Here is a 1,362-nt window from a genome sequence, read left to right on the forward strand (position 1 = left end):
TGCTTTTAGGAGGCGATGAAGTGAAGGAGGTTACACTGAGAGAGTTGAGAGAAGTTACCGGACTGGTTCTGATAGATTTCTTCAGTCCCGGTTGTGGTGTCTGCACTGCCATAGAGACGAAACTGGAGGCAGTCGAGAAGGATTTCCCTTCATGGAAATTCTACAAGATAAACACTGTTGAGAATCCCGCCGTTGCTTCCGAATACTCGGTATTCACTGTCCCAACGATTGTAGTGCAAACGGACGGTAGAGAGCAGAAAAGGTGGAGCAGGTACTTCTCTCTGGAAGAAGTAATCGAATTTCTCCACGAAATAGACGAAACAGAGGGATAGCGTTTGAAAGCCAGTCTGCTGACGCAGGCCACTCAGTCTTCGCCTGGCCAGTCTCGCTTTCGGCGAGGCCAGTTCCGCTTCGCGGGCCACAAGACCCGCTGATCGCTGTGAAGAGCTGTTCTTGGATAAGATTAAGCGAGAAAATGTAATGTCGAGACGCTCGCTCCGCTCGCGAGAAGACGAGAGTTATAATCATTGACCTTCAACGGTCCACCGTTATCCGACAAAAGCGTAAAGAGTGGGTTAGCAAGAACGGGTTATCAAAATCGAGTTATGAAAACCGAATAGGATTGATTTGCGCAAAGGCAGATTTGCTTCGGGAAGACGCAGTGAGGGACTTACAATAGACTGCTACCAGATGGCAATTCCAGACGATTATGCAGTTCTTTCTGTAGGGGCGAACGGCTGTTCGCCCAAATGAGTACTGATAAGGGAACAAGAGCAGCAGTTTCACAGATTATCACCCAGATCCTGTACAGAAGCACGAGGATGACAAGAAGTAAGGGGTCGGTATGAGTGACTTAGGATGACGGCCATTCTATTTTCACGTCACTCTAATTCTTATTGTTTTTCTGAGCGATTAGCCTATAGCGTTTCAAACAAGCGGTTCTTCCAGAGATAGGGGTCTTCATCTTTATCGTGCAGCAGTATTATAGGACAGTGTGTCGATTTCTTTCTGTAGGGGCGAACGGCTGTTCGCCCGCGATAGCTTGACAATATGTACGCATCGCCGGCAATGTTTGTTGGGAGCAATGGTTGATGGCAGAGTAATCTTGAGTAGCATTGGCAGAATCGTTTATGAACATGTCATCCGCAGTGAGAAAGAACTGAATCGAATTCGTGATTACATTGAGAATAACCCCTTGAGATTGCAGATAGACAGAGAGAATCCCGACAGAAAGACAAATCGGGCTCGTTCAACTATTGAAGAGGAAGATCTCTATCCTTGGGAAGATTGATCATTATTGATAGCGGGCGTGCCGCCGCACGCCCCTACATCCGTTTGGATCGAATTTATTCTCACATGCAA

At 47.1% G+C, this 1,362-nt stretch carries 2 protein-coding genes; both read left to right on the forward strand.

The genetic code is table 11. The annotated features are described in order from the left end of the window. The coding region (locus BG32_RS09500; RefSeq protein WP_259459653.1) for a thioredoxin family protein at nucleotides 1-332 on the forward strand (332 nt) is incomplete at its 5' end. 752 nt (nucleotides 333-1,084) lie between these two features. Then, a complete protein-coding gene (locus BG32_RS09505; protein ID WP_259459654.1) occupies nucleotides 1,085-1,291 on the forward strand; it encodes a hypothetical protein in 207 nt (68 codons plus the stop codon). Nucleotides 1,292-1,362 lie beyond the last annotated feature (71 nt).

The sequence above is a fragment of the Mesotoga sp. HF07.pep.5.2.highcov genome (assembly GCF_003666285.1).
GTDB lineage: Bacteria > Thermotogota > Thermotogae > Petrotogales > Kosmotogaceae > Mesotoga > Mesotoga prima.

Excerpts from the sequence above, each read along its gene's own strand:
- BG32_RS09505 (WP_259459654.1), top strand. The coding sequence starts at position 1,085 with ATGGTTGATGGCAGAGTAATCTTGAGTAGCATTGGCAGAATCGTTTAT.